The sequence below is a fragment of the Rhizobium sp. A37_96 genome, assembly GCF_053521765.1.
This window is the reverse complement of sequence record NZ_JBNWDS010000001.1, coordinates 1083452-1110404: the sequence shown is the minus strand read 5'-3', so window position 1 is coordinate 1110404 and position 26953 is coordinate 1083452. Positions and strand designations below refer to the sequence as shown.

Annotated in this window: 20 protein-coding genes; 5 read left to right on the top strand and 15 right to left on the bottom strand. The window is 62.3% G+C overall.

The features are described from left to right. The first annotated feature begins 11 nt into the window (after positions 1-11). Positions 12-4736 carry a glutamate synthase large subunit gene (gene gltB / locus ACQZ6J_RS05405; RefSeq protein WP_449082473.1) on the top strand — a complete coding sequence of 1575 codons (4725 nt, stop codon included), beginning with the start codon at positions 12-14 and terminating at the stop codon, positions 4734-4736. Between the two features lie 177 nt (positions 4737-4913). After that, the gene (locus ACQZ6J_RS05400) at positions 4914-6368 is read left to right on the top strand and encodes a glutamate synthase subunit beta (RefSeq protein WP_163986737.1); all 1455 of its coding nucleotides are present in this window, start codon (positions 4914-4916) and stop codon (positions 6366-6368) included. Positions 6369-6430: 62 nt separating this feature from the next. Here ACQZ6J_RS05400 and ACQZ6J_RS05395 read toward each other — a convergent pair whose 3' ends face one another. The 3 genes from ACQZ6J_RS05395 to ACQZ6J_RS05385 all read right to left on the bottom strand — a co-directional run bounded on the left by ACQZ6J_RS05395 (position 6431) and on the right by ACQZ6J_RS05385 (position 9911). Further along, complete coding sequence (locus tag ACQZ6J_RS05395) at positions 6431-7180, bottom strand: aminoacyl--tRNA ligase-related protein (protein WP_449082471.1); 750 nt, start codon at positions 7178-7180, stop codon at positions 6431-6433. 239 nt (positions 7181-7419) lie between these two features. Next, positions 7420-8607, bottom strand: coding sequence for an SGNH/GDSL hydrolase family protein (locus ACQZ6J_RS05390; RefSeq protein WP_449082469.1), 1188 nt, complete (start codon positions 8605-8607; stop codon positions 7420-7422). Between the two features lie 80 nt (positions 8608-8687). Then, on the bottom strand, positions 8688-9911 hold the full coding sequence (locus ACQZ6J_RS05385) for a lytic murein transglycosylase (protein ID WP_163986731.1): 1224 nt from the start codon (positions 9909-9911) through the stop codon (positions 8688-8690). Positions 9912-10115: 204 nt separating this feature from the next. On the opposite strand from ACQZ6J_RS05385, the gene galU reads away from it, so the two are divergent. Beyond that, the gene (gene galU / locus ACQZ6J_RS05380; protein WP_163986729.1) at positions 10116-11003 is read left to right on the top strand and encodes a UTP--glucose-1-phosphate uridylyltransferase GalU; all 888 of its coding nucleotides are present in this window, start codon (positions 10116-10118) and stop codon (positions 11001-11003) included. A gap of 111 nt (positions 11004-11114) precedes the next feature. On the opposite strand, the gene ACQZ6J_RS05375 is transcribed toward galU, so the two are convergent. Continuing rightward, positions 11115-12653 (bottom strand): outer membrane beta-barrel protein, encoded by a 1539-nt coding sequence (locus ACQZ6J_RS05375; protein WP_449082467.1) that lies wholly within the window; start codon positions 12651-12653, stop codon positions 11115-11117. Positions 12654-12850: 197 nt separating this feature from the next. Here ACQZ6J_RS05375 and ACQZ6J_RS05370 point away from each other — a divergent pair, with 197 nt between their 5' ends. Further along, a complete protein-coding gene (locus tag ACQZ6J_RS05370) occupies positions 12851-13846 on the top strand; it encodes a KpsF/GutQ family sugar-phosphate isomerase (RefSeq protein WP_449082465.1) in 996 nt (331 codons plus the stop codon). Here the strand turns inward: ACQZ6J_RS05370 and ACQZ6J_RS05365 are convergent, their stop codons facing one another. Further along, on the bottom strand, positions 13847-14305 hold the full coding sequence (locus tag ACQZ6J_RS05365) for an NfeD family protein (RefSeq protein ID WP_449082463.1): 459 nt from the start codon (positions 14303-14305) through the stop codon (positions 13847-13849). It lies immediately after the preceding gene. Position 14306: 1 nt separating this feature from the next. Beyond that, on the bottom strand, positions 14307-15323 hold the full coding sequence (locus ACQZ6J_RS05360) for an SPFH domain-containing protein (protein WP_163986722.1): 1017 nt from the start codon (positions 15321-15323) through the stop codon (positions 14307-14309). Positions 15324-15627: 304 nt separating this feature from the next. On the opposite strand from ACQZ6J_RS05360, the gene ACQZ6J_RS05355 reads away from it, so the two are divergent. Beyond that, the gene (locus ACQZ6J_RS05355) at positions 15628-16536 is read left to right on the top strand and encodes a S1C family serine protease (protein ID WP_163986719.1); all 909 of its coding nucleotides are present in this window, start codon (positions 15628-15630) and stop codon (positions 16534-16536) included. Positions 16537-16567: 31 nt separating this feature from the next. Here ACQZ6J_RS05355 and hemH read toward each other — a convergent pair whose 3' ends face one another. The 9 genes from hemH to ACQZ6J_RS05310 all read right to left on the bottom strand — a co-directional run bounded on the left by hemH (position 16568) and on the right by ACQZ6J_RS05310 (position 26793). Next, positions 16568-17602 (bottom strand): ferrochelatase, encoded by a 1035-nt coding sequence (hemH, locus tag ACQZ6J_RS05350; protein WP_449082460.1) that lies wholly within the window; start codon positions 17600-17602, stop codon positions 16568-16570. A gap of 97 nt (positions 17603-17699) precedes the next feature. Continuing rightward, the gene (locus tag ACQZ6J_RS05345; protein WP_449082458.1) at positions 17700-19853 is read right to left on the bottom strand and encodes a 5'-nucleotidase C-terminal domain-containing protein; all 2154 of its coding nucleotides are present in this window, start codon (positions 19851-19853) and stop codon (positions 17700-17702) included. Between the two features lie 147 nt (positions 19854-20000). Then, positions 20001-20318 (bottom strand): hypothetical protein, encoded by a 318-nt coding sequence (locus tag ACQZ6J_RS05340; RefSeq protein ID WP_449082456.1) that lies wholly within the window; start codon positions 20316-20318, stop codon positions 20001-20003. Positions 20319-20345: 27 nt separating this feature from the next. Then, the gene (locus ACQZ6J_RS05335; protein WP_163986713.1) at positions 20346-20732 is read right to left on the bottom strand and encodes a hypothetical protein; all 387 of its coding nucleotides are present in this window, start codon (positions 20730-20732) and stop codon (positions 20346-20348) included. Positions 20733-20913: 181 nt separating this feature from the next. Next, on the bottom strand, positions 20914-22365 hold the full coding sequence (locus ACQZ6J_RS05330; protein ID WP_163986712.1) for a homospermidine synthase: 1452 nt from the start codon (positions 22363-22365) through the stop codon (positions 20914-20916). 234 nt (positions 22366-22599) lie between these two features. Then, complete coding sequence (locus tag ACQZ6J_RS05325; protein WP_163986711.1) at positions 22600-22884, bottom strand: YciI family protein; 285 nt, start codon at positions 22882-22884, stop codon at positions 22600-22602. Between the two features lie 3 nt (positions 22885-22887). After that, on the bottom strand, positions 22888-23529 hold the full coding sequence (locus ACQZ6J_RS05320) for an aminotransferase class IV family protein (protein ID WP_449082453.1): 642 nt from the start codon (positions 23527-23529) through the stop codon (positions 22888-22890). After that, the gene (locus ACQZ6J_RS05315) at positions 23514-24674 is read right to left on the bottom strand and encodes an aminodeoxychorismate synthase component I (protein WP_449082451.1); all 1161 of its coding nucleotides are present in this window, start codon (positions 24672-24674) and stop codon (positions 23514-23516) included. Before ACQZ6J_RS05315 ends, ACQZ6J_RS05320 begins: the two co-directional genes overlap by 16 nt. Before the next feature lie 274 nt (positions 24675-24948). Further along, on the bottom strand, positions 24949-26793 hold the full coding sequence (locus ACQZ6J_RS05310) for a M3 family oligoendopeptidase (RefSeq protein WP_163986706.1): 1845 nt from the start codon (positions 26791-26793) through the stop codon (positions 24949-24951). Between the last annotated feature and the right edge of the window lie 160 nt (positions 26794-26953).

The following is a 26953-nucleotide window of genomic DNA, read 5'->3' as shown; positions in this document are numbered from 1 at the left end:
GAGGGAAGACCATGACGAACAGGACGACGTTCACGAGTTTTGACCAGACCGCAGCCGCCAATGCAGCTGCCACGGCCAAAACGTCGAAACGCGCTGTTGGCATCCCGCCGAAGCAGGGCCTCTACGATCCGCGCAACGAGCACGATGCCTGCGGCGTCGGCTTCGTCGCGCACATGAAGGGCCAGAAGTCGCATCAGATCGTGCGCGACGGCCTGTTCATTCTCGAAAACCTGACGCATCGCGGCGCCGTCGGCGCTGATCCGCTGATGGGCGACGGCGCGGGCATTCTCGTGCAGATCCCGGACCGTTTCTTCCGCGAGGAGATGGCCAAGCAGGGCGTCATCCTGCCGAAGGCGGGCGAATATGGCGTCGGCCATTGCTTCCTGCCGCGCGACGAGGCTCTGATCGAGCACTTCAAGGCGGCCATCAAGCAGGTCGTTGCCGAAGAAGGCCAGGTGCTGCTCGGTTTCCGCGACGTGCCGGTCGACAACTCCTCGCTGTCGAAGGCCCCCGACATCGCCGCCACCGAGCCGCATCATGTGCAGGTCTTCATCGGCGCCGGCCGCGATGCCGGCACGAACGAGGAGTTCGAGCGTCGCCTCTTTACCCTGCGCAAGGTGATCTCCAACCGCATCTATGCCGAATACGAGGGCGAGGAGAGCAACTTCTACCCTGTATCGCTGTCGAGCTCGACCATCGTCTACAAGGGCATGTTCCTCGCCTATCAGGTGGGCGCCTATTATAAGGACCTCTCCGATCCGCGTTTCGAGACGGCGGTTGCCCTGGTGCACCAGCGTTTCTCGACCAACACCTTCCCGTCGTGGAAGCTGGCGCACCCCTATCGCATGGTCGCCCATAACGGTGAAATCAACACGCTGCGCGGCAACGTCAACTGGATGGCCGCGCGCCAGGCATCTGTGTCCTCGCCGCTGTTCGGCGACGATATCTCCAAGCTCTGGCCGATCTCCTACGAAGGACAGTCGGATACGGCCTGTTTCGACAACGCGCTCGAATTCCTCGTGCGCGGCGGCTATTCCATGGCGCATGCGGTGATGATGCTCATCCCCGAAGCCTGGGCCGGCAACCAGCTGATGGCGGCCGAACGCAAGGCATTCTACGAGTATCATGCTGCGCTGATGGAGCCGTGGGATGGCCCGGCCGCCGTCGCCTTCACCGACGGCAAGCAGATCGGCGCGACGCTCGACCGCAACGGCCTGCGTCCGGCCCGCTATCTCGTCACCAACGACGACCGCATCATCATGGCGTCCGAGGCCGGCGTTCTGCCGGTCGAGGAAGAGAAGATCGTCCAGAAGTGGCGCCTGCAGCCCGGCAAGATGCTGCTGATCGACATGGAGAAGGGCCGTATCATCTCCGACGACGAGGTGAAGTCGGAGCTTGCCAGCAAGCATCCCTATCGTAGCTGGCTGAACCGCACGCAGCTGATCCTCGAAGACCTGAAGCCGGTGGAGCCGCGGGCGCTGCGCCGCGACGTGTCGCTGCTCGATCGCCAGCAGGCCTTCGGCTACACCACGGAAGACACGAAGCTGCTGATGTCGCCGATGGCGACGACAGGGCAGGAAGCCGTCGGCTCCATGGGAACCGATACGCCGATCTCGGCCATGTCCGACAAGCCGAAGCTGCTCTACACCTACTTCAAGCAGAACTTCGCGCAGGTGACGAACCCGCCGATCGACCCGATCCGCGAGGAGCTCGTCATGAGCCTCGTGTCGTTCATCGGCCCGCGCCCGAACCTGCTCGACCATACCGGCATGGCCAACGCCAAGCGCCTGGAAGTGCGCCAGCCGATCCTGACCAACGGCGATCTCGAAAAGATCCGCTCCATCGGTCACACGGAGGACCGTTTCGACACCAAGACGCTCGACTTCACCTATGATGTCGAACGGGGCGCCGAAGGCATGCCGGAGATGCTCGACCGTCTCTGCGAACGGGCGGAAGCGGCCGTTCGCGGCGGCTACAACATCATCGTGCTCTCCGACCGCCAGATCGGACCGGATCGCATCGCCATCCCGGCGCTGCTGGCGACCGCCGCCGTGCACCACCACCTGATCCGCAAGGGCCTGCGCACCTCGGTCGGTCTCGTCGTCGAAACCGGCGAGCCGCGCGAAGTGCATCATTTCTGCCTGCTGGCCGGCTACGGTGCCGAAGCGATCAACCCCTATCTCGCCTTTGACACGCTGCTCGACATGCATCAGCGCGGCGAATTCCCGAAGGAAGTGGATGCGACCGAAGTCGTCTACCGCTACATCAAGGCGGTCGGCAAAGGCATCCTCAAGGTCATGTCGAAGATGGGCATTTCGACCTATCAATCCTATTGCGGCGCGCAGATCTTCGATGCGATCGGCCTGCAGCAGGAGCTGGTGGACAAGTATTTCTTCGGTACGGCAACCATGATCGAGGGCATCGGCCTCGATACGATCGCCGAGGAAACCGTCGCCCGTCACAAGTCTGCGTTCGGCCGCGATCCGTTGCTGGCGAGCACGCTCGACATCGGCGGCGAATATGCCTACCGCATGCGCGGCGAGAGCCACGCCTGGACGCCGGATGCCGTGGCTGCCCTGCAGCATGCCGTGCGCGGCAATGCCGAGGATCGCTATCGCGAGTTCTCCGAAATGGTCAACGAGTCGGCGCTTCGGATGAACACCATCCGCGGTCTCTTCACCATCAAGGGTGCGGAAGCGCTCGGCCGCAAGCCGATCTCGATCGACGAGGTCGAACCGGCTGCCGATATCGTCAAGCGCTTCTCGACCGGCGCCATGTCCTTCGGCTCCATCAGCCGTGAGGCGCATACGACGCTGGCAATCGCCATGAACCGGATCGGCGGCAAGTCGAACACCGGTGAAGGCGGCGAGGAAGCCGATCGCTATATGCCGCTCTTCGACGGCTCGCCGAATCCGGAACGCTCCGCCATCAAGCAGATCGCCTCCGGCCGCTTCGGCGTGACGACCGAATATCTGGTCAATGCCGACGTGCTGCAGATCAAGGTGGCGCAGGGCGCCAAGCCCGGCGAAGGCGGCCAGCTGCCCGGCCACAAGGTCGATGCCACGGTCGCCAAGACCCGGCATTCGACGCCGGGCGTCGGCCTGATTTCGCCGCCGCCGCACCATGACATCTATTCGATCGAGGACCTGGCGCAGCTGATCTTCGACCTGAAGAACGTCAACCCGACCTCGGATGTGTCGGTCAAGCTCGTCTCGGAAGTCGGCGTCGGCACGGTTGCCGCCGGCGTCGCCAAGGCGCGCGCCGATCACATCACCGTCTCGGGCTATGACGGCGGCACCGGCGCTTCGCCGCTGACTTCGCTGAAGCATGCCGGCTCGCCTTGGGAGATCGGCCTTGCCGAAACCCAGCAGACGCTGGTGCTGAACGGGCTGCGTTCGCGCATCGCCCTGCAGGTGGACGGCGGCCTGAAGACCGGCCGCGACGTCATCATCGGCGCGCTGCTCGGTGCCGACGAGTTCGGCTTCGCCACCGCGCCGCTGATCGCTGCCGGCTGCATCATGATGCGCAAGTGCCATCTCAACACCTGTCCGGTTGGCGTCGCCACGCAGGACCCGGTGCTGCGCAAGCGCTTCAAGGGTGCGCCGGAGCATGTCATCAACTACTTCTTCTTCGTAGCCGAGGAAGTGCGCGAGATCCTCGCTTCGCTGGGCGTTTCCAAGCTGGACGAGATCATCGGCGCTTCCGAGCTTCTGGAAAAGGACGAGATGCTTGCCCACTGGAAGGCCAAGGGCCTCGACTTCAGCCGCATCTTCCACAAGGTCGATGCCGCCAAGGAAGAGACCTACTGGACCAAGCTGCAGAAGCACCCGATCGACGATATTCTCGACCGCAAGCTGATCGAGAAGGCCGAGCCGGCCCTGTCTTCCAAGACACCGGTCGCCTTCGAAGTCGACATCAAGAACGTCGACCGTTCGGCCGGCGCCATGCTGTCGGGCGCGGTTGCCAAGCGTTATGGCCATCGCGGCTTGAAGGACGATACGATCAATGTCACCCTCAGGGGCACCGCCGGTCAGTCCTTCGGCGCCTTCCTGGCACGCGGCGTAACCTTCAACCTTGTCGGCGACGGCAACGACTATGTCGGCAAGGGTCTGTCGGGTGGTCGCATCATCATCCGTCCGCCGGAAAATTCGAAGATCGTCGCTGAAAACTCGATCATCGTCGGCAACACCGTGCTCTACGGCGCGACCGAGGGCGAGTGCTACTTCCGCGGTGTCGCGGGCGAGCGCTTCGCGGTCAGAAACTCCGGTGCCATCGCCATCGTCGAAGGCGTGGGCGATCATGGCTGCGAGTACATGACCGGCGGCGTCGTCGTCGTTCTCGGCGAAACCGGGCGCAACTTCGCGGCCGGCATGTCGGGCGGCGTGGCCTATGTGCTCGACGAGAAGGGCGATTTCGCCCGTCGCTGCAACATGGCCATGGTGGAGCTGGAACCGGTTCCCGAAGAGGACGAACTGCTGGAGAAACTGCACCATCACGGCGGCGACATCATGCACAAGGGACGCGTCGACGTCTCGGATGACATGACACGTCACGACGAGGAGCGCCTCTACCAGCTGATTTCGAACCATTTCCACTACACGGGCTCGACGCGAGCCAAGGAAATCCTCGATCACTGGGCCGACTACCGCCCGAAATTCCGCAAGGTCATGCCGGTCGAGTACCGTCGCGCCCTTGAGGAAATGGAGCGCAGCCGGTTGAGCGTGGCGGCGGAGTAATCCGCCCCGGTTCAAACGCCAGTCGAGGGTTTCGCCTCGCATTGCGGTAGCCGTCATGGCAATCGCGAGTGTCGAACAGCGGAATCGGATTTGAATTAAAGTGCCGGACAGGGAAACTTGGATGACCCTCAGGCACGGGAGCCATGAGCTCCTCTTTTAGAGTGAGGAAACGAAAGCATGGGCAAGGTAACAGGCTTCTTGGAAATCGACCGGCAGGTGGCGAAGTATCAGCCGGCGTCGGATCGCATCCGACATTTCCGTGAATTCACGATCCCCATGTCGGACCCGGAAGTGCAGAAACAGGCAGCGCGCTGCATGGACTGTGGCATACCCTATTGCCATGGCCCGACCGGCTGCCCGGTGCACAACCAGATCCCCGATTGGAACGACCTCGTCTACAACAACAACTGGGAAGAGGCGATCCGCAACCTGCATTCGACCAACAACTTCCCGGAATTCACCGGTCGCGTCTGCCCCGCGCCTTGCGAGGAAGCCTGCACGCTGAACCTGGAAGACGCGCCGGTCGCCATCAAGACCGTGGAGCAGGCGATTGCCGACAAGGCTTACGAGCTCGGCTTCATCCGCCCGCAGCCGGCAACGGTGCACACGGGCAAGAAGGTCGCCGTCATCGGCTCCGGCCCCGCCGGCATGGCGGCTGCCCAGCAGCTCGGCCGCGCCGGCCATGAGGTTCACCTCTACGAGCGTGAAAGCAAGGCCGGCGGCCTGCTGCGCTACGGCATTCCGGACTTCAAGATGGAGAAGAACTTCATCGATCGCCGTGTCGAACAGATGAAGGGCGAGGGCGTGACCTTCCATTGCGGCGTCAATGTCGGCGTCGATGTCAAGATCGAGCAGCTTCTGGCAGACCATGATGCCGTGCTCTATTGCGGCGGCTCGGAAACGCCGCGCGAGGCCGGCATTCCCGGTGTCGAACTGGCGGGCGTCCATGACGCCATGCCCTATCTCGTGCAGCAGAACCGCCGCGTCGGCCGTGAAAACATCGACAGCGCCGGCTGGCCCGCCGATCCGATCCTCGCCGGCGGCAAGCACATCGTCGTCGTCGGCGGCGGCGATACGGCATCGGACTGCGTCGGCACGGCCTTCCGGCAGGGTGCCGTGAAGGTCACCCAGCTCGACATCCGTCCGCAGCCGCCGGAAAAGGAAGACAAGTTCGCCGTATGGCCGTTCTGGGCGACGAAGATGCGCACCTCGTCCTCGCAGGCCGAAGGCGCCGTTCGTGAGTTCCAGGTCGCGACGCTCGAATTCCTCGGTGAAGACGGTGTTCTGACGGGCGTGAAGTGCTGCGAAGTGGATGAGCGCCGCCAGCCGATCGCCGGAACGGAATTCGTCATCCGCGCCGATCTCGCCTTCATCGCGATCGGCTTCCGCGGTCCGTTTACCGACAGCGTGCTGAAGGAACTCGACGGCAAGCTGACGCTGAACACCGACCGCCGCGGCTCGACCAACGTCGTCGCCAACGACAAGGACTACAAGACGTCGGTCGACAAGCTTTGGACGGCCGGCGACATTCGCCGCGGTCAGTCCTTGGTGGTCTGGGCGATCCGCGAGGGCCGTCAGGCAGCCCGGGCGATCGACGAGGCGTTGATGGGCTCGACGGTTCTGCCGCGATAAGCCTCACGGCCGTTCCAAACAGGATCTGAAAGGCCGGGTTCGCGATGAACCCGGCCTTTTGCTTATCTGTTCGCCGCGATGTTCCAGTTGTAGATGCAGCGGTCGAGCCCGATGGCGATCTCGAGCACCGTGACAGCGTGGTCTATCGCCGGTCCCTTTTTGGCCTGGCTGCGATAGCGCTCAGGGAAATCCGTGCGTCTCGAAATCGAGCATACCTCCATCCATTTGTCGCCGTTGTCGACCTCGATATCCATCGTGACCTCGGAATAGGCCGGAAGACGGTCGGACGGCACGATCCTTGTCGGCAGATGGATCACCGAAGCGATCATCCTGCGGACCGGTTCCAGGGCGGCGGCGTGGTAGTCGTTGCCGCTGTCGGCGGTGAAGGCGCATTGGAATTCGAGCTGCCAGAATTCCTTGAGCCGCACATGCTTGGTCGGCTGATCCTGTTCGCGGCGATAGGATTTTCCCGCTTGCCAGACGCACAAGGGCAGGCGCGTTCTCGAATGATTTCCGAGAAGATGCTGCATGTAGACATAGGTTGACGGCGTCGTTTCGGGACGCAGCACGAGTTCGGCATCGGTGTCCGACAGCCGTTCCTGCACCCATATGTCCTCGTTCGAATAGGCATCCGAAACGACGTTGCGCGGCATGAGGGCAGGGGCCTCGACCCTTCGGACATCCCAGGCGGGATTTACGGATCGCAGGAAGCTGCGGACTTCATCCGAAAAGAACCGGGTAAGATCGTCGCGCAGCCGTATGTCACGCTCTTCCCAGTGAACGAGCGAATTGATGTTATAGATATTGAGCACGGTGCCTTTCTCCATGGGCAACGTTGATGTTTCGAGGCGAGGGCTTTACGTCCAGCCGCCGCCGGACGCATCAACGCCTCCGGCCGTCACGACTGGACGCGGAGACCTCGGCCGGAGAAAGCGCACGGAACCACAGCCTGCAGGCAGGTGCGGTAACGATCGATATGATCTGCGCTGTTCGTGCTCATGCTGTTCTTCTATTGGCGGCGTGCGGCGTTGTCAAACCGCCTCCGGCATATCTATCGGGCGACCGATCCCGGCAGGCGGTAGTCGTCGACGCGGCCCGCCGGTGCGGGGTCCATCTGGCCTTTCTCGACGAGAAGATCGCGCGGCGACGGTGCCGTCGCAGCGGGGGCAGGCGCGCCGCCGAGAAGTTGCGAGCCGCCATCGAGGTCCGGATCGGAAATGCTCACGGGCTGCGTACGGGTGATTTTTTCGCTCTCCGCCGCGGGCAGATTGGCTTGCTGTGCCGGCAGCGGGTTGCCGGTGTCGAGGCGGGTGATGTCGGGACTTGCCTGATCGCCCAAGATCCGTCGCGCCGACTTCTCCAGATAGAAGGCGACCTTGCGCTTGCCCGCCGCCGTGAAGTTGACCCCGTCCGCCGTTCTCAACCGCACCTGCTGGCCGTTGATATCGGAGCCGGTCACGATGAACTCGCCGCCTTGGTCCGTGAAGCCATCCCAGATGTCGATGAATTCGCCGCCGACGCTGGTCATCTGGCTTTGATAGATCTGATTGAGCTTGACGGCGCTGGCCGTCAGCTGGTCCGACCCGAATGACGGAAGCCCCACCCAGAGCAGCGGGATGTGACGGCTCGTCACGAGCTTGGCAAATTGCTGCACGCGCTCCTCATAGGCGAGGAACCAGGGATCGGTGCCGTATTTCTCGTTCAGCCCGTCACCGATCATCTGCTGACGGTCATTGGCGCCGATCATGACGACGACCATGGCCGGCTTCAGCTGGTCCATCATGCCCGGCAATTGCTGCGGCCAGTTGTAGTAATCCTGCCGAACGAGGCCGGAGGCGACATTGCCGCGCGCCTGGACGACGACGCCGGGGGCGGTGGAGAAGGCATCCTCCAATCCGGTTGCCAGGCCGCTCGCCATGAAGTCGCCAACGACGAGGATTGTCCTGGCATCGGGGAGCTTTTCGGTCGGCGGCGGCGTCTCCGGCTGGGCCACCGGCTGGCGAGGCGGTGGCGTCGGCCGCTTTTTCGGCTGCACCTTGCGTCGCGGCGGCGGCTGCTCGGCCGGCTGGTCGGGATAATCGGGCTCGGGGTTGCCGAACAGCATGTCGAGCAACGTCCTGCGCCGTTCCTGCGCTTCCGCCATTTTCGGAAGGCAGACAAGCGTCATGACGGCAGCAAGGAATGCCGTGAGAATGAACTTTGCTGTTGCCATGGTCGCGCGGACAGGTGGTTTTATCATAGCTTCTTTTCCGCTCACGCATCCATGGTCGCACAAGGACGGCTTCTCCGCCAGCGACCGCGGATTTGCTGGATGGCGGCTTACTTGCGCAAGGCCTTCAGCAGGCTCATCGACGGCTCGCCATCCGCATCCATGCCCATGCGTTCCTGAACGGCCGATATCGCGGCCTTCGAACCCGATCCGAAGTTGCCGTCGACGACGCCGTCATAATAGCCGAGCTCCTTCAGCCGCGTCTGCAGTTCGAATTTCTGCTTGACGTCGAGCGTGCCGCTGGGGCGCGGCCAGGTTTGCTGCATACCGCCATAGCCGGCGATCTGGTCGGCGAGCAGACCGACAGCCAGGGCATAGCTGTCGGAGGCGTTGTAGCGCTTGACGGTGAAGAAGTTGCCGGTCATCAGGAAGCCGGGGCCGTCCGGGCCGCCGGGCATCTTCAGCTGTGCACGGTCGGACATCAGGCGGAAACCCTTGCCGTTCGGCCGCGCGAAGCCGAGGGCCGCCCATTGGGCGATCGTATGGGTCTTGCCGGCCTGAGCGCTGCCACCCGGCGGGACGACGACTTCATAGCCCCAGGTGCGTCCGGTATCCCAGCCGTTCTTGGCCAGCAGATTGGCCGTCGTCGCCAGGGCGTCCGGGATCGAGTTCCAGATATCGGCATGGCCGCTGCCGTCCGCGTCGACCGCATAGAGCAGGTAGCTGGTCGGGATGAATTGCGTGTGGCCCATGGCGCCAGCCCAGGAGCCGTTCAGTTCCTTGCGCGAGATATCGCCGCTCTGCAGGATTTTCAGCGCGGCAATGAGCTGCTTCCTGGCGTAGCTGCCCCGCTTCGGGTCGGCATAGGCGAGTGTCGCCAGGGCGCGGGGCACGTAATGCAGCCGGTCGTTCTTGGCCAGAACGGCGCCGTAATTCGACTCCATCGACCAGATTGCCAGCATGATATTTCGGTCGACGCCGAAGCGCTGTTCGAGGGTGCGCAGCGTGGATGCGTATTTGACCGCCATCTTACGGCCAATATCAATTGTATAGGGATTGACACGGGAGTCCAGGTAATCCCAGATTTGGGACTTGAATTCCGGTTGGTATTGCGCCTTTTCGAGGACCGTGGGGTCGGGGTCCGTCACACCTGCAAATGCATCGCGATAGGTCGATTGCGTAATGCCGCTTTTGGCGGCGGTAGCGTAGAAGCCCGCGATCCATTTCTGGAACCCTGGGTCAGCATTGGCGTTAACGGGAAGGAATCCCGCGAAGGCGCCGAGCGCGAGCGCCAGAGCGAGACCACGAAGGGAGTTTTTGCGGTTTACGGTCATCTACAGCCTTGTCCATCAATCGTTGGATTTCGGTGCGGCGGATGCGCATGGCATTCGCCCAAGCGTGACGCTAAACGAACGAAGTCAACAAATTCTTTACCATGGAAGTCCGGGTCAGTCATTATTTGCAAAACAGTAGCAAATTTAATCTACTGACCTTTAGAATGGCTTGGCGCCAAGCGATTTAATGCCCAGGAGGTATGAGTGGGACAACATAAGAAGGTTCGTAAGGCAGTATTTCCTGTCGCTGGACTCGGGACGCGGTTCTTGCCTGCGACCAAGGCGGTGCCGAAGGAAATGCTGACCGTCGTGGACAAGCCGGTGATCCAGTATGTCGTCGACGAGGCGATGGAAGCCGGCATCGAACATTTCGTATTCGTGACGGGCCGCAGCAAGCACGTCATCGAAGACTATTTCGACATTCAGTTCGAACTCGAGCACACGCTGCGCCAGCGCAACAAGAACGCCGAACTGTCGTTGCTGAACGGTCTGCTGCCGAAGGCCGGCACGGCGAGCTTCACGCGCCAGCAGGAGCCGCTTGGCCTCGGCCATGCCGTCTGGTGCGCCCGCGAGATCGTCGGCGACGAGCCGTTCGCGCTGCTGCTGCCGGATATGGTCATGCGCGCCGAAAAGGGCTGCATGAAGGGCATGATCGAGCTTTACGAGCATAGTGGCGGCAACGTCATCGCCGTCGAGGAATGCAGCCCCGATCAGACCCATAAATACGGCATCGTCGGCGTCGGCGAGACGATCGGCAACGGCTTCCGCATCACGGAAATGGTCGAAAAACCGGCCAAGGGTACGGCTCCGTCCAACTTCTTCATCAACGGCCGCTATATCCTGCAGCCGGAAATCTTCCGTATCCTGGAGAGCCAGGAACGCGGCGCCGGCAACGAAATCCAGCTGACGGACGGCATGTTGAAGCTGGCGCAGACGCAGGATTTCGCAGGCTATCACTTTGAAGGCCAAACCTTCGACTGTGGCGCAAAGGATGGCTTCATCCTTGCCAACGTCGCCTTCTCGCTGGCGCGCGCGGATATCCGCCCGACCATCGAAAACGAACTGAAGGCCTTGATCGCCGCCCTGAAATAGGCGTTCGGGTCTTTGGACGCAAAGCATCGAGGCTCGGCTTGGACCGGGCCTCGTTTCGTTTGAAGAGGATGCTTGCCGCCGGGGATGGCTGCGAGGAATCCCGGGCGGCCGTTACCGCTTCACCGTCAGCCCGACGCCGGCCTGGAGCTGGCGTGTGTCGTCGCCCTCCTTCCGGGTGGTCAGCTGATAGCCGACATTGCTCGTCAGATCGAGATAGCGGTTGATCCCCCAGGTCAGGCCGAAGGCCGCGTCGTATTCGGTCTCGTCGGCCGCACTGCCGCTGGAAGGATAATCACGCCAGATCGTTCCGCCCGTCAGCTTGGCCGTGAGATCGTCACGCAGCTGATGGCTTACCGTGCTCGTGAGCTGGTAAGCGCTATAGCCGCTCAGGCCGGGCGTGGTGGATGGCTGAACGGTGGTGGAAAGGCCGATGCTGACATCGGTTCCGCGCTGCGGCGACCAGGCCAGATTGCCGTCGATCGTCGGGGAGTCAACCGAAGCGAGGCGCGAATCGTCGAATTCCGTATGCTGGTAGCCGAAGCCGAGTTCGCCCTTGAACTTTTCGCCCAGATCGAATTCGACGCCGCCCTTGCCGCCGTAGCTCTGGTTGGAGCGGGCATAGCCGTTGCTGTCTCGCGTCTGGTCGTAGATGGCGCGGCCGAGATTGACTTCGACGAAGGGAGTGATGGCCGGCGACAGTTCGTAGCCGATGCGCCCGCGCCATGTGCCGGCCGTCTGGTCGCGGTCGCTGAGCGTGACCTGGGTTCCATCCGAGAGTTCGGCATCGGAATAGACCGTGCGTGTCAGCGCCAGGGCCGTCGTGCCGCGCAGCAGGCCGAAGTCGCGCTCCAGCGAAAGCCCCGTCGTGAACTGGTTGACGGCGGATTGCTTCGAGGCGCCGGCGATGGCGTTCGGATCGCTGGTGTCCTCGCGGTAGAACTGATAGCCGGCGGTGATATGCGCGATGGTGTCGGCAGGAAGATCCAGGCGCAGGTCGGCATCGAGGCTGATCGTCGGCTTTTCTTCGCCGGTGCCGCTGATGTTCCTTTGCCAGACGCCTTCGCCGGTGACTGTCAGGGCATGCCGATCCCAATCGGAGGTCAGGGTGCTGCGCAGGTCCGTCTGCAGGAAGGTGCGGTTGTCCTCAACCGAGCCGGTGCGGTCCCGCTCGAGATTGATCGACTGATTGACCGATGGGCGCAGGGTGAACGTGCCGAGCGGTATGCCTTGGACATCAGCCCGATCCGGATACTGGCGTGTCCTCAGGCCATCGACCGTGGTTTCGGGCAGGTTGACGCGGCGTAGGTCGTCATCCAGCGTGGAGCCTGTGGTTGTGGGGTCGACCCCATCGAGGCGAAGGCGCATGTTCGGCGGAGTGTCGCTGCCGCCCGATCCCTGGCTTGCCGGTGAAGCCTGATTTATCGGTGCGCCCGTTTGCGTGTCGGTCAGCGGTCCGGTCGCGGCATCGGCCGGCGCCGCCGACGTTGTCGGGGCTGGCAAGGTGTCGTCGAGACTTTGGTCGGGCGGGAGCGATTGTGCGTGGGCCGGCAGCGGCGCGGAAAATGCGATACCCCAGCCGAGCACGGCGGATGTCGCCCATGCCGTCAGCCGGAGGGCACCATGACCCGCCTTGTCCTTGCCGATGTCCATGTTGTTTGTATCTGATCCTGCTGGAAATGCCCTAAATTCTTACCCAAGTGTAAAGCCGCGTGGTTAACGCTTGGTTGCCAAAGGACTACGCAAGGATGTGGATCGGCAATATTATCGACGTGATGCAGCAGCCCGGCGCTGTGGCCGCAGGTCGATCTTCGGTGGACAGATTTGCAGAAAAGCGTTAGGCCTCCCTCATGAACAAGAGAGCTGTAAGACTCATCGCGAACGGTGCGATCGAATCCGCTGTGCGAACGATCGAAACCGAAAGACGGGGCATGGAAGCGCTGGAACGCGCACTGACCAATGGTCTGACCGAGCCCTTCAGCCGTGCGGTAGAGATCATCGGCGATATCAGCGGCCGTGTTATCATCACCGGCGTCGGCAAGAGCGGCCATATCGGCAACAAGCTCGCCGCGACGCTCGCATCGACGGGAACGCCGGCGTTCTTCGTGCATCCGGTCGAGGCCAATCATGGCGATCTCGGCATGATCACGCAGGACGACGTCATCGTTGCGATGTCCTGGGGCGGCGAAAGCGCGGAGTTGCGCGGCATCATCAGCTATTCCCGCCGTTTCTCGATTCCGATGATCGCCATCACCGCCGGCGAATCCTCGACGCTTGCGCGCGAATCGGATGTGGTCCTGCTGCTGCCCAAGGAGCAGGAAGCCTGCCCGCACGGTCTGGCGCCGACGACATCGACGCTGCTGCAGCTTGCCATTGGCGATGCGCTCGCCGTCGCTCTGCTGGAGGCGCGCGGCTTCACGGCCGAGGATTTCCGCACCTTCCATCCGGGCGGCAAGCTGGGGGCGAGCCTCTCGCATGTGGTCGATATCATGCACAAGGGCGAGCGCGTACCTTTGGTCAAGCTTGGGACGGGTATGCCGGAAGCGGCCATGACGCTGTCGAAGATGCGCTTCGGCTGCGTCGGCGTGATCGATGACGAGGGTTGCCTGTGCGGCATCGTCACCGACGGCGATATCGCCCGCAATCTCGGCACCAGTCTTGCCGACATGCGCGTCGACGAGGTGATGACCCGCAATCCGAAGACGGTGAAGGAAACGACGCTGGCGACGAGCGCCATGGCCGTGCTCAATCGCCACAATATTTCGGCGCTTATCGTTGTCGACGACACGCGACGCCCGGTCGGCATCGTGCATTTCCACGACCTGCTGCGGATCGGCGTGGCCTGATCAGACGGGTTCCACCGTCAGGTCGCGACCGCTACTGGCGACGATCTTGACGCGGGTGCCGACCGGCAGGTCGGGTCCATTGACCGTCCAATAGGTATCGTTGAGACGAATCCGCCCCCGGCCTTCGGTGATGGGCTGCTCCAGCGTTGCCGTCCGTCCGACCAGGCTGGCGCCGCGCTGGTTCAGGAAGGGTTCGTCGGTGGTCTGGTTGTTGTTATAGAGATAGCGGCGACCGATGAGGGTGACGACGACTGCCGTGGCTGCGAAGACAAGCCCCTGCACCTGCCAGATCCAGAAGGCGCTCTCCCAGAAAAGCAGCGACAAAGCGCCGACGATGATGCCTGCAAGCCCGATCCAGACCAGGAAGAAGCCTGGCAGGATCAGTTCGGCGGCCAGCAGCACCAACCCCAGCAACCACCAGATCCAGGGGCCGAGTTCGACGGCGAGATTGTCGAGCATCTCAGCTCTCCTTCGACGTCAGCGGATTGATTGAAGGCGTGGTGCGAGCGGAGCCGGATCGCGGGCGGGGAGGCTGCGGCGCTCCGCTGCCGTCGCCATTGTCGCCGAAGACCTCGCGGGCGATGGCGCCGATGCCGCCGAGCGAGCCGATGAGGGAGCTCGCCTCCATCGGCATCAGAACGATCTTGGAATTGCCGGCGGAACCGATCGCGGTGAGGGCCTCGGTGTATTTCTGCGCGACAAAGTAATTGATGGCCTGCACATTGCCCTCGGCAATGGCCTCGGACACCACGCGGGTCGCCTTGGCTTCCGCCTCAGCCAGGCGTTCGCGGGCCTCGGCATTGCGGAAGGCCGCCTCGCGCTGGCCTTCGGCCTGCAGTACCGCCGCCTGCTTGGCGCCTTCGGCACGCAATATCTGTGCGTTGCGCAGCCCTTCGGCTTCCAGAACCTGGGCACGCTTTTCACGCTCGGCCTTCATCTGCCGGCCCATGGCGTCGACCAGATCCTTCGGAGGCTGGATATCCTTGATCTCGACGCGCGTCATCTTGATGCCCCAGGGCTCGGCCGCCTCGTCGACGACGCGCAGCAGCCGCTCGTTGATGACGTCGCGGTTGGACAGGAGCTCGTCGAGATCCATCGAGCCCATGACCGAGCGGATGTTGGTCTTGGTGAGGTTGAGGATCGCGGTTTCGAGATTGGTGATCTGATAAGCCGCCTGGGCGGCGTTCAACACCTGGAAGAAGGCCACGGCATCGGCGGAGATGCTGGCATTGTCCTTGGTGATGACCTCCTGCGTCGGCACGGCGAGAACCTGCTCCATCACGTTCATGCGTGCGCCGATCGTTTCGATGAAAGGCAGGATCAGGTTGAGGCCCGGCTCCAGCGTCCGGGTGTAGCGGCCGAAGCGCTGGACCGTGTACCGATAGCCCTGCGGAACTGTCTTGATGCCCGCAAAGAGCACCAGGATAACCAAGACCACCAGGGCAATCACGACGATGCTGAAACCACCCACAACCATCGAACTCCTCCATGGACGCGCCCGCCCGTAGCGGAATTCGCGTCGCGTAAACCGCTGCCGTTCGGCCTCTATATGCTCGGTCGAGCAAAGAGACGGCAGCTCAATCAGATGTGGTGGGTTAGCATGTTCTCGGCAAGTGAGGAATGGCCTCAAAACGGGCCATCTTCGTCAGCTCCGATCAATCAATCGCGACCCGGGTCTTGCTTCCGGCGATTGATCTTCATACCTTATTATGGAAATTTCCGGCCCACCGCCTCCCAACCTTTCGGGCCAAGCCATCGCGCATCATCATCAGGGTGAAGCTATGAACATAGATAGGACCTTGCGGTCGGTCGTGGCCGTGCACGCATCAATTCCGGAAGACGCTTTCACGGCGACGACGCTCGGCGTCCGCAGGGAAGGCAGCGGCGTCGTCATTCGGGGAAATGGTCTGGTCTTGACCATCGGCTATCTGATCACCGAAGCCGAGGAGGTCTGGCTGACGACCAATAGCGGTCGCGTCGTGCCGGGGCATGCGCTGGCCTACGATCAGGAAACGGGGTTCGGCCTGGTGCAGGCGCTCGGCCCGCTCGATGTGCCGGCCCTCGAATTCGGCGATGCCAGCAGGACCGAGATCGGCGACGAGGTTGTCGTTGCCGATGGGATCGGCCAGTTCGTCGAGGCGAAGATCGTCGCCAAGCAGGAGTTTGCCGGCTATTGGGAATATCTGCTGGACGAGGCGATCTTCACCGCGCCGGCCCATCCCTCCTGGGGCGGGGCGGCGCTTCTCGATGAGGACGGCAAGCTTCTCGGCATCGGTTCGCTGCACCTGCAGATGGCGACCCAGAATGGCGACAGCGCCGACATCAACATGATCGTGCCGATCAACCTGCTGATGCCGATCCTCGACGACCTGATCAAACGTGGTCACGTCAACAAGCCGCCGCGACCCTGGCTCGGTGCCTTTTCCGCAGAAAGCAACGGCGAAGTCGTGGTCATGAGCGTCACGGATGGCGGTCCGGCGGCCAAGGCGGGGTTGCGCCGGGGCGACGTCATTTCGGAAATCCGCGACGGGGAGGTCGACGGGCTCGCCGATTTCTATCGCAAGATCTGGCAGAGCGGACCGGCCGGCGCCGAGATCCCCATGCGGGTGCTGCGCGACGGCCGCGAGGCCTGGCTGCGCATCAAATCCGCCGATCGCGGCAGCTTCCTCAGGAAGCCGCAGCTGCAATAGGTTTTTCGCCGGGACTCTTCCCGGCGGATCATCATGCCCAGCCGAGCAGTTCCCGCCTGACCACCTTCTCCAGCACGTTCATGCCGTCCTCGCTGTCGTTAAGACAGGGGATGTGCGCAAATTTCTCGCCGCCATTGTGATGGAAGGATTCCGCGGCCTGCTCGGCGATCTCCTCCAGCGTCTCCAGGCAGTCCGAGACGAAGCCGGGGTTGAGCACGGCGATGCGCTTGGTGCCGCTTTGGGCGAGCGCCTCCACCGTCTTGTCCGTATAGGGTTGCAGCCACTCCTCGGGACCGAAACGGGACTGGAATGTAACCATGAACTGATCTTCGGAAAGGCCAAGCTTCTCGCGCAGCAAGCGGCCGGTCTTTTGACAGAAGCAATAGTAGGGGTCGCCCAGCTTGAAGTAGGACATCGGTATGCCGTGGAAGGATGCGAGGATCTTTTCGGGCTGCCAGTCCAGCGTCGAAAGGTGCCGGGTCACGGAGTTGGCCAGCGCCTCGATATAGGTCTCGTCGTCATGATATTGTGGGACGGTGCGAACCGCCGGCTGCCAGCGCATCTTCTGAAGTTTCTCGAACGCCTTGTCGTTGACCGTCGCCGTCGTCGCGGCCGCATATTGCGGATACAGCGGAAAGAGCACGATGCGCTCGCAGCCTTCGTCCTTCAGGGCTTGGATGCGGTCGCCGATCGAGGGCTGGCCGTAGCGCATGGCCCAGTCGACGCGGACGTTGGGCAGGTCGCGCAGGCGCTCGGCCATCAAGTCGGACTGGTTACGCGTATAGGTGCGCAGATAGCTTTCATTCCTTTCCTTGTTCCAGATCGTCTCGTAGGCCTTGCCGACCTTCTGCGGCCGGGTGTTGAGCACAATGCCGAACAGGATCGGGTACCATTTCCAGCGTGACCATTCGATGACGCGGCGGTCGGTCAGGAATTCGCGCAGGTAGCGGCGCATCGAGGAATAGTCGGTGCCGTCGGGTGTTCCGAGGTTGATGAGCAGCACGCCGACCTTGCCGTATTTCACGCTTGGATGATCGGACGGAAGCGCGCTCAAATCTGCTGTCATCGATTGAATTCCTCTCAAGATACGAAGCACTTCACATAGGAACAAAAGCCGGTCCGGGGAAGCCCGGACCGGCTGGGGCATGCGAGACAAATCGTCCTTACTTGGCCGGAATCCTCAACTTTTCGCCGACGGCCAGACGATGCGGCTTGATATTGCGGTTGGCCGCCAGAAGTTTGTGCCATTGCCCGGCGTTGCCATAGTAGGTCCTGGCAAGATCCCAGAGCGTATCGCCTGCGACGATGACGTGAGTCGTCGGCGTTTTGGGCGGCTCGCTGGCCTTGGTTTCGGGTGCTGTGGCGATGGGCGCCGTCGTCGCGGGCGCGGAGGCGGCCGGTGCCGGTGTCGCCGGAGTCTCGGTCGCGGGCGTGGGCGTTGAAGTGGCGGGCGCGGAGGTAGCCGCCGCGGAAGACGTCGGCGCCGCTGTTTCGGCTGCCGAATTTGCCGGAACGGATGGCGTGGCCGTCGGGTTTGCCGGCATGGTCGTGCCTGGCGTCGTGACGGCGGGAGCAGAAGAGGCCGGCGGCGTCGGTGCAGGCGAGGAGGCGGCACTATCGGCGGCAGCCGGTGCCGGTTTTTGCTCGGGCGCGGGCTGCGGCTTGGCATCGGCGGGCTTTGCCGGTTCCGGCTGGGCGGCTGGCTGTGCCGCGCCGACCTGGGTTACGCGGCCGTCCGTATAGGGCTTGTAGGGATTGTGCGCGCCAAGGTAATCGGCGACGACAGCCTCCAGGTTGGGGCCGAAATCATAGGCGTTCTTGCCGTCTTTGGCGAAGACCGTGTAGCCGTCGCCGCCGGCGCGCATGTAGTTGTTGCTGACGACGCCATAGGTCTTTTCCGGGTCGATCGGCTTGAATTCGGTGCCTTCCTGGACATCGACGGACACCAGGCGGCTGCCCGGCGGCTTCGACTTGTCGAAGCTGTATTTGAGGCCGGCCACCTGCGGGAAGCGACCGGCGCCGTCATCGATCTGGCTGAGACCGTTCTCGAGCGCCGCCTTCACATCCGCTCCGGTCAACTGGAACGTCGCGACCGTATTCTGGAAGGGCAGCACGGTCAGCACGTCGCCCATGGTGACGTCGCCTGCGCCGATGGAAGCGCGCAGGCCGCCGCCGTTCTGGATGGCGATGTTGATCCCTTGTGCCTTGGTGCGGTCGAGCATGGCATCGGCGATGAGGTTGCCCATCGAGCATTCCTGAACGCGGCAGACTTCACGCGCACCTTCGATCGGGCCTTGCGAGCTGCCGATGACCTTCTTGCGCAGTTCCTCGATCGGCTTGGCCATTTCCAGTATGCGGGCGGCGATTGCGGGATCGGGCTTGATGGAGGAATCGAGCAGGATCGGATCGCCCTTGGCATCCTTGACGGCGCCATTGTCGTCGAAGGTGACGACGAGATCGCCGAGATACTTGCTGTAGGAGGCGGCCTGAACCACCGGCACCTTATAGCCGGCGGGATTATCGACCATGGTCGGGTAGGGGCCGGCGGCCTTCGGGTCGGTATTCGACAGCAGCGTGTGCGAGTGGCCGCCGACGACGACGCTGACGCCGGCGATCTTGGCGATCTTCTCGACATCGCGCGGATAGCCGACATGGGTGAGCGCGATGATCTTGTTGACGCCCTGCGACTTCAGCGCGTCCACCTCGGCGCTGATGGCGGCGGCATCGTCGGTGATCTTCACATGCGGGCCGGGCGAGGCCAGCTCGGGCGTTTCGGTCGTCACGGCGCCGACGATGCCGATCTTCTGGCCGCCGATGTCGAGCACGATGGATTTCTTGATGCGGTCGCCGAGCTTCGACTGATCGTCGACCACCAGATTGGCCGTCACGACCGGAAACTGCGCCTTGTCGAGGAAGGCTGCGAGCGGCCCTTCGCCGTCATCGAACTCATGATTACCGACCGTCATGGCGTCGATTTTCATGTCATTGAGAAACTCGACTTCGGCGGCCCCTTTGTACGTGGTGTAAAACAGAGAGCCCTGGAAATTGTCGCCGGCATCGAGCACGACCACATTCTGGCCCGCAAGCGCTGCGCGCCTCTGGTCGATGGCAGCCTTCAGCCGCGCGGCGCCGCCGAAGCACTCGTTCTTGGCTTCTTCGGCTGCGGAGCAGGTGGCGTCGAACTTGTTGATCGACTCCACGCGCGAATGGAAATCGTTGAAGTGCAGGATGTTGAGCTGATAGTCCGCGAAGGCGGCACTTGTGCTGAGCGCCAGCAGCGTGGCGGCCAAAAGACCCACTCCGAAGGGCTGCTTCATCTGTCTCTCCTGTTGGTCATTACAATCCGGACCGCCTTTGCCGCGCAGCGGTTTCCCGCACGGATGTTTTCATCACGGCGGAGCGAGCGCAAGCAAAAGCTGTTGGCTTCATTAGGATTTTGCAAAGCGAGGGAGCGTGTCGTCAGATCAGGCGCATGCTTCGACTGCGGCGTAGGATTCTCGCAACGCGGCAGCGGCATTCCAGCCGACGCAGCAAAAGATGAGCAGGCAGCAGAGAGAGGCTGCGAGATGAAAACGCCGGCTCCGGCCCCTGTAGAAAAGGATCGTGCTGGCGCCGTAGACCAGCAAAGCGGGCAAGGCGAAAATGAGAACGCTCATCGGTCCGTCGCAATCGAGCGCTTCGATGCCTTGAGCACGGTAACTGTTTACCGGGAGGACCGCCGCCAGAACGGCGACGGGTAATGCTGCGACAGGCATCAGATAAAGGATCGGCATGCCGCGCATGATGCCTCATCTCTCCGGCGGCTAACGTCAGCCCTGGCGGTTGAGCGAGAAATGTCCGCCGGTTTCGGAGGTGCAATTGAGCTGGCTGGGATTGGCCAGGAAGCAATTCACCTTCGAGGATGTACGCTTGATGTTCGAGTAGAGATCAATCTGAATCACGCCGGAGGCATCGGTCGTGTAGGTCCCCGACGCCATCTGCTGGTTCGTGCCGTCCGTGGTATGCGTTTCGAAACGCCCGGCGGTAAATGTCGAATTCAGCCCGTTCGAATCGGCCCAGCTGCCTTCCACGGAGTTCATCCGCGGCTGGACGCCGGTGTTCGTCGCCATCGGCGGCGGTCTGGAGCCACCGAAATCGACGCAGGCAGAAAGAGCTGCCGCGGCAGCGAGGAGGGCAAGAGCGTTTCTTATCTTCATAAATGTCTCCCGCGGAAAAGGGCGGACTAGAGGCATATCGGTTGTAAAGAAGATGGCGCGACCATTGGGCTAAAGCAAGGCTTCACAGCGGATCTGCTTGATTTATCTGGCCTGCGTAACAAAAATGCCCGCACGACCTGTGCGGGCATTAGAGTGTTGGATCGGGCGAACCCTACGACTCTCAGCGAACCAGGATGTTCCGGAACTGCCAGGGATCCTTCGTGTCGATGTCTTCCGGGAAGAGGCCCGGGCGGCCGTCGAGCGGGGTCCAGTCGGTGTAGTGGCCTTCAACCGGGCCGAGATAGGGCAACTGCACTTCGAGGCAGCGCTTGTAGTCGATCTCGTCGGCTTCGACGATGCCGGCCTTCGGGTTTTCGAGCGCCCAGACCATGCCGGCGAGAACCGCCGAGGTCACCTGCAGGCCGGTGGCGTTCTGGTAGGGGGCGATGCGGCGGGTCTCTTCGAGAGACAGGCGCGAGCCGTACCAGTAGGCGTTCTTGTCGTGACCGTAGAGCAGGACGCCGAGTTCGTCGACGCCGTCTTCCAGCTCATGCTCGTCGAGAACGTGGTGAACCGGCTGCGGGGTGCCGCCGTTGCCGAACATTTCGTGCAGCGAGAGCACGGCGTCGTTGGCCGGATGATAGGCATAGTGGCAGGTCGGGCGGAAGGTGACTTCGCCGTCCTTGTCGCGCACCGTGAAGAAGTCGGCGATCGAGATCGACTCGTTGTGCGTGACGAGGAAGCCGTATTGCGGGCCGGGGGTCGGGCACCAGGTACGGACGCGGGTGTTGGCGCCCGGCTGTTCCAGATAGATGGCGGCCTTGGAGCCCTTCTTGTGCTTCTTGGCGTTCTTCGGCATCCATTCCTCATGGGTGCCCCAGCCGAGTTCGGCCGGCTGCAGACCTTCGGAGATGAAGCCTTCGACAGACCAGGTGTTCCAGAAGACGTTGAGCGGCTTCGGATGCTTGGTACGCTGCGTGTCGCGCTCGGCGATGTGGATGCCCTTGACGCCGACCTTCTTCATCAGCTTGGCCCAGCCTTCGCGGTCGTGCTGATCCGGCTCCTCGAACTTCAGGCCGATATCCTTGGCGAGGTTGACGAGCGCCTGCTTGACGAACCAGGAGACCATGCCCGGGTTTGCGCCGCAGGTGGAAACCGCCGTCGTGCCGCCCGGATTCTTTTCCTTTTCCTTGCGCATGGTTTCGCGCAGCGCGTAGTTGGTGCGGTCGGCATTCTTCAGGCTCTTGTCGAAATAGAAGCCGAGCCAGGGCTCGACGACGGTGTCGATGTAAAGCACGTCGAGCTTGCGGCACAGCTTGACCAGATCGAGCGAGCCGGTATCGACCGAAAGGTTGACGCAGAAGCCCTGGCCGCCGCCTTCCGTCAGAAGCGGCTTCAACAGATCCTTGTAGTTGTCCTTGGTGACATATTCCTTGATATGACGGACGCCATGCTTTGCCAGGATCTCCATGTCGGCTGGCTCTTCACGCGGGTCGATGACGACCATCCGGCTCTTGTCGAATTTGAAATGGCGCTCGATCAGGGGCAGCGTGCCACGGCCGATGGAGCCAAAGCCGATCATCACGATCGGACCGGTAATTTCGGCATATACCGGATAGTTCTGTTCCGTCATTCTTTTCTCCTTCGAAAGGCGGTGCGCCGTTCGGTTCATGAAACTCAATCAGAGTTTGCGCGGGGATGCGCGAGGTGAACGGCTCTAACCACAAATTGATGTCACAATAAAGAGCTGTTCAGGGTTAGCCGGACAAAGTCAAGTAAAGGCAACATACACGCCTTATGCGACGAGTTTGTTGCCTTCAAGGTTGGTTTTCGCTGACATAAGCGGAAAAAGGCCTTCTTCCATCGCTTATCCCTTTAAGGTTTCCAATCCATCGATGACGGTGGTGAAGGCGATTTCCTGAACTTCGTAGGCGGCGACACCGTGGATAGTGAAGGGATCGGCGGCGACGTAGGCCTCCAGCTCGGCACGCTCGCCGCGGGCGAAGATGACGCCGCCGGTGCGCGGCACCTTGCGGCCCGATGCGAGGAACCAGCCCCTGGCATAGCCTTCCTTCACCCAGGCCATATGCGGCTCCATGTGCTTGTCGGCTTCGTCATTGCCCTTGAGGTAGGTGAGCGAGAGGATGAACATGCGTCAATTCCATATGAGTTGCGCGCGGATCAGGCCGCGCAGGGAGTTTCCGACGTAAAGGGTGCGGTCCTTCAGATCGTCGAGCCGGATGCGGCCGACGCGGGCCTTGCGCTGGCAGATGAGTTCGGTGCGCAGGACGCCGGCGAGCAGGCCGGCGGAAATGGGCGGGGTGCGCAGCGTGTCCGGATCATCCTCGACGAAGACCGAGGTGATCGTGCCTTCGCAAACCTCGTCCTTCTCATTGAGCAGCAGCACTTCGTCTGCCTCGTCGGGCCGGTATTCCGCGCGCGCCGCTTCATAGACCGCGCGGCGCGTGGTCTTGACGCGCAGCAGCTTGTCGGAGGAATCGAGGCGGGTTGCCGCAATGCGGACGCGCCAGACGGTATCGGGCAGCAGCGGGACAAACGGCGCCGTCGTCACCTCCGTTTGTCCCTGGCGATCCAGCGTCAGCCGAACCCTCAAAGGTGCGGCGGCGCCGGCGACCGCATGGTCCAGTTTCCCGAGTAGGTTCTGCGGAGCTGAAAAGCCGAGGCGGCGGGCGGACCGTTGCAGCCGGGCGAGATGAAGGCGCAAACGGACAAAGCCGGTTTCCGGCTCGTATCGCAGCGTCTCGATCAGAGAAAAATCCTCTACCGGTCGATCCATCGGTCCCCCACGGCGAAGCGCGCCTTGAGGAGGCATTCTTCATATTCCGCTTCCGCCGTCGAATCGAAGACGATGCCTCCGCCGACATTGAACACCGCGCGGCCGTCTTCGAAAAGCGTGATCGTGCGGATCGCCACCGAAAAACGCATGGCGCCGGTGGGGGAGATCATGCCGATCGCGCCGCAATAGGCGTCGCGTGGGCCGTCTTCGAGGTCATGCAGAATCTCCATCGCCCGCATTTTCGGCGCGCCGGTGATCGAACCGCAAGGAAAGAGCGCTGCAAGGATATCGCGAACGGACATGCCCGGAAGCAGCCTTGCCTGCACATGGCTGACCATCTGGTGCACGGTCGGGTAGGTTTCGATGTCGAAGAGCTTGGGAACGTCGAGCGTGCCGACCTCGGTGATGCGCGAGATATCGTTGCGCAGCAGGTCGACGATCATGCGGTTTTCCGCCTGCGTCTTCTCGTCGGCGAGCATGGCGCGGATGATCTCGGCATCTTCGGCCGCACTCGCGCCGCGCTTGGCCGTGCCCTTCATCGGATGCGTCTCGATCCAGCCGTCATCGTCCGTGCGGAAGAAGAGTTCCGGCGAGCGCGACAGGATGACCGGGCCGCCGAGATCGACGAGTGCGCCGTATTTCACCGGCTGCCGTTCGATCAGCGACCAGAAGGCTGCCCGCGCATCGCCATTCCAGCGGGCATGGATCGGCATGGTGAGGTTCGCCTGGTAGCAGTCGCCCTGGCGGAGGTGCCAATGCAGCCTGTCGAAGCGTTCCTTGTAGGTTTCGAAATTCCAGGCCGCTTTCGGCTCCGTCAGGAATTCCCGGTTTTCCAGGCGCTGGGCCGGCTGGCCAAGGGGATGGCCATCGGCGGCCGGGCCGTCGAAAACGCCGAAGCAGAGCAGCGGCGTCTCCCTGTTCTCCTGGGCAAAGGATGCGAGCTTCTCTTCGAAGAGATGGCCGGCCTCATAGGCCATGTATCCGGCAAGCCATTTTCCCTGCCGTTTGGCCTCTTCCATGCGCTCCAGCGCATCGGAGAATTGCGCGCGCGTATGGGCGATGATGATCTCCGCCGGCTCGGCGAAGATCATCACTTGTCCTGTGCTGTCGTCCCTGAAGAGGACGTAGGGTATGGCGTCGGCCATGCGCGGATTTCGATCGGGTTCTGGTTATGTCGATTGTCAGGCACGTCCGTCATTGCCGTAACTTCCGTATCTAGCCCCTCACCCTAGCCCTCTCCCCGCTTGCGGGGAGAGGGGACTGGCTCAGCATCCACCGCATCGTTCCTTGCAAACGACGGTATAGCGGCTGCGGTAACTCCCTCTCCCCGCACGCGGGGAGAGGGTTGGGGTGAGGGGCATGCAGAAAGCTGCAGCAATGACGGACGTGCCTGACCTGCTCCTGCGAGCAGACTGAATTTCAATTCTTATCTAGCGCTTCCAGCTCGTCGATCAGCCCTTCGATCATCGACAGGCCCTTGCTCCAGAACGACGGATCGGTCGCGTCGAGGCCGAAAGGCTTCAGAAGTTCGGAGTGGTGCTTGGTGCCGCCGGCCTTCAGCAGCTCGAAATACTTCTCCTGGAAGCCCTTTTCGGCATTGCGGTAGACCGCATAGAGCGAGTTCACCAGGCAATCGCCGAAGGCATAGGCATAGACGTAGAAGGGCGAATGGATGAAATGGGGGATATAGGCCCAGTAGGTCTCGTAGCCTTCCGAGATCTTGATGGCCGGGCCCAGGCTTTCCTCCTGGACCGAGAGCCACAGCGCGCCGATGTCGTCCGACGTCAGCTCGCCATTCTTGCGGGCGGTATGCACCTTGCGCTCGAATTCGTAGAAGGCGATCTGGCGCACGACCGTATTGATCATGTCCTCGACCTTCTGGGCGAGCATCGCCTTGCGCTCGCGCTTGTCGGTGGTCCTGTCGAGCAGGGCGCGGAAGGTCAGCATCTCGCCGAAGACCGAGGCGGTTTCGGCCAATGTCAGCGGCGTCTGGCACATCAGAGCGCCCTGGCCGCCGGCCAGCACCTGATGCACGCCATGACCGAGCTCATGTGCGAGCGTCATGACATCGCGCGGCTTGCCCATGTAGTTGACGAGGACGTAAGGGTGAGCCGACGGTACGGTCGGATGCGCGAATGCCCCCGGCGCCTTGCCCGGGCGCACAGGGGCATCGATCCATTCCTCATCGAAGAAGCGCTTGGCGATATCAGCCATTTCCGGGGCGAAATTGCCATAGGCTGACAGCACCGTGTCTTTCGCATCGTTCCAGGGGATCAGCGCGTTGGGCGTTTCCGGCAGCGGCGCATTGCGGTCCCAGAAATTCATCTGGTCCATGCCGAGCCACTTGGCCTTCATCTTGTAGTAGCGGTGCGAAAGGCGCGGATAGGCGTCGCGCACGGCGGCGGCCAGCGCATCCACCACCTCGCGCTCGACGCGGTTGGCCAGATGCCTCGAGTCGGCGATATCTTCGAAGCCGCGCCAGCGGTCGGCGATTTCCTTGTCCTTGGCGAGCGTGTTGGTAATGAGCGTGAAGGTGCGCAGGTTGGCCTTGAAGGTTTCGGCAAGTGCCATGGCCGCCTTGCGGCGCGCTTCCGGATCCTGCTCCTGCAGCATGTTCAGGGCGACTTCCAGCGGCTGCTTTTCGCCGTCGATCTCGAAGCGCAGCTCCGCCATCGTCTCGTCGAACAGCCGGTTGAAGGCGGCGGCGCTCGTCATGGATTTTTCCAGGAACAGCTGCTCCAACTTGTCGTCGAGCTGGTGCGGCTTGTCCTTGCGCAGGTCGACGATCCAGGGGCGATAATGGCCAGCGGCGGGGTCGTTCGCCATGCAGGCGTCCATGACCGCATCGTCGATGCGGTTCAGCTCCAGCGCAAAGAACAGCAGATGCGCGGAATAGTCCGTCAGCTTTGTCTGGACGTCGCCGTAAAGCTTGCCGTTGGCCGGATCGATTGTGTTGGAAAAATAGGTGAGGCCGGCGAAGGAGCCGAGGCGGCCCATGACGTCGTCCAGCGCCTCGTAGTCCTTGATAGCCGCGCCGATGCCGGCATCGCCTGATTTGGCGGCGGCATCGGTAAGCTTTCCCTTCCACTTCTCTTCGAAGGCGACGGCCATCTTGCCGGCCTTTTCCATGTCGCCGAGGAACTCGGGCGAGGTCGCGGACGGATAGAGATCGCTGAGCTTCCAGGCTGGCAGGTCTCCGAGCGCGCTGCCGGCGGCCTGGCTCGCGGAGAAATTAAGGGATCGATGGAGCGAGGTCGGGCTCATGGGCGATATTTCCTCTGCTTTTATTGTTCGGAACGTCCGTTCCGTTGGTGTCTATTCGGCTGGAAAGCCCGCCGCAAGGCCTGATTTTCCTGCACTGTCGGTTGAATCATAAGCGATTTTATATTCGTCATAATGATTAAAATGCGATGGTTTGGCAAAA

Excerpts from the sequence above, each read along its gene's own strand:
- gltB (WP_449082473.1), top strand. The coding sequence starts at position 12 with ATGACGAACAGGACGACGTTCACGAGTTTTGACCAGACCGCAGCCGCC.
- ACQZ6J_RS05400 (WP_163986737.1), top strand. The coding sequence starts at position 4,914 with ATGGGCAAGGTAACAGGCTTCTTGGAAATCGACCGGCAGGTGGCGAAG.
- ACQZ6J_RS05390 (WP_449082469.1), bottom strand. The coding sequence starts at position 8,607 with ATGATAAAACCACCTGTCCGCGCGACCATGGCAACAGCAAAGTTCATT.
- ACQZ6J_RS05385 (WP_163986731.1), bottom strand. The coding sequence starts at position 9,911 with ATGACCGTAAACCGCAAAAACTCCCTTCGTGGTCTCGCTCTGGCGCTC.
- ACQZ6J_RS05375 (WP_449082467.1), bottom strand. The coding sequence starts at position 12,653 with ATGGACATCGGCAAGGACAAGGCGGGTCATGGTGCCCTCCGGCTGACG.
- ACQZ6J_RS05370 (WP_449082465.1), top strand. The coding sequence starts at position 12,851 with ATGAACAAGAGAGCTGTAAGACTCATCGCGAACGGTGCGATCGAATCC.
- ACQZ6J_RS05365 (WP_449082463.1), bottom strand. The coding sequence starts at position 14,305 with ATGCTCGACAATCTCGCCGTCGAACTCGGCCCCTGGATCTGGTGGTTG.
- ACQZ6J_RS05360 (WP_163986722.1), bottom strand. The coding sequence starts at position 15,323 with ATGGTTGTGGGTGGTTTCAGCATCGTCGTGATTGCCCTGGTGGTCTTG.
- ACQZ6J_RS05355 (WP_163986719.1), top strand. The coding sequence starts at position 15,628 with ATGAACATAGATAGGACCTTGCGGTCGGTCGTGGCCGTGCACGCATCA.
- hemH (WP_449082460.1), bottom strand. The coding sequence starts at position 17,602 with ATGACAGCAGATTTGAGCGCGCTTCCGTCCGATCATCCAAGCGTGAAA.
- ACQZ6J_RS05345 (WP_449082458.1), bottom strand. The coding sequence starts at position 19,853 with ATGAAGCAGCCCTTCGGAGTGGGTCTTTTGGCCGCCACGCTGCTGGCG.
- ACQZ6J_RS05340 (WP_449082456.1), bottom strand. The coding sequence starts at position 20,318 with ATGCGCGGCATGCCGATCCTTTATCTGATGCCTGTCGCAGCATTACCC.
- ACQZ6J_RS05335 (WP_163986713.1), bottom strand. The coding sequence starts at position 20,732 with ATGAAGATAAGAAACGCTCTTGCCCTCCTCGCTGCCGCGGCAGCTCTT.
- ACQZ6J_RS05330 (WP_163986712.1), bottom strand. The coding sequence starts at position 22,365 with ATGACGGAACAGAACTATCCGGTATATGCCGAAATTACCGGTCCGATC.
- ACQZ6J_RS05325 (WP_163986711.1), bottom strand. The coding sequence starts at position 22,884 with ATGTTCATCCTCTCGCTCACCTACCTCAAGGGCAATGACGAAGCCGAC.
- ACQZ6J_RS05320 (WP_449082453.1), bottom strand. The coding sequence starts at position 23,529 with ATGGATCGACCGGTAGAGGATTTTTCTCTGATCGAGACGCTGCGATAC.
- ACQZ6J_RS05315 (WP_449082451.1), bottom strand. The coding sequence starts at position 24,674 with ATGGCCGACGCCATACCCTACGTCCTCTTCAGGGACGACAGCACAGGA.
- ACQZ6J_RS05310 (WP_163986706.1), bottom strand. The coding sequence starts at position 26,793 with ATGAGCCCGACCTCGCTCCATCGATCCCTTAATTTCTCCGCGAGCCAG.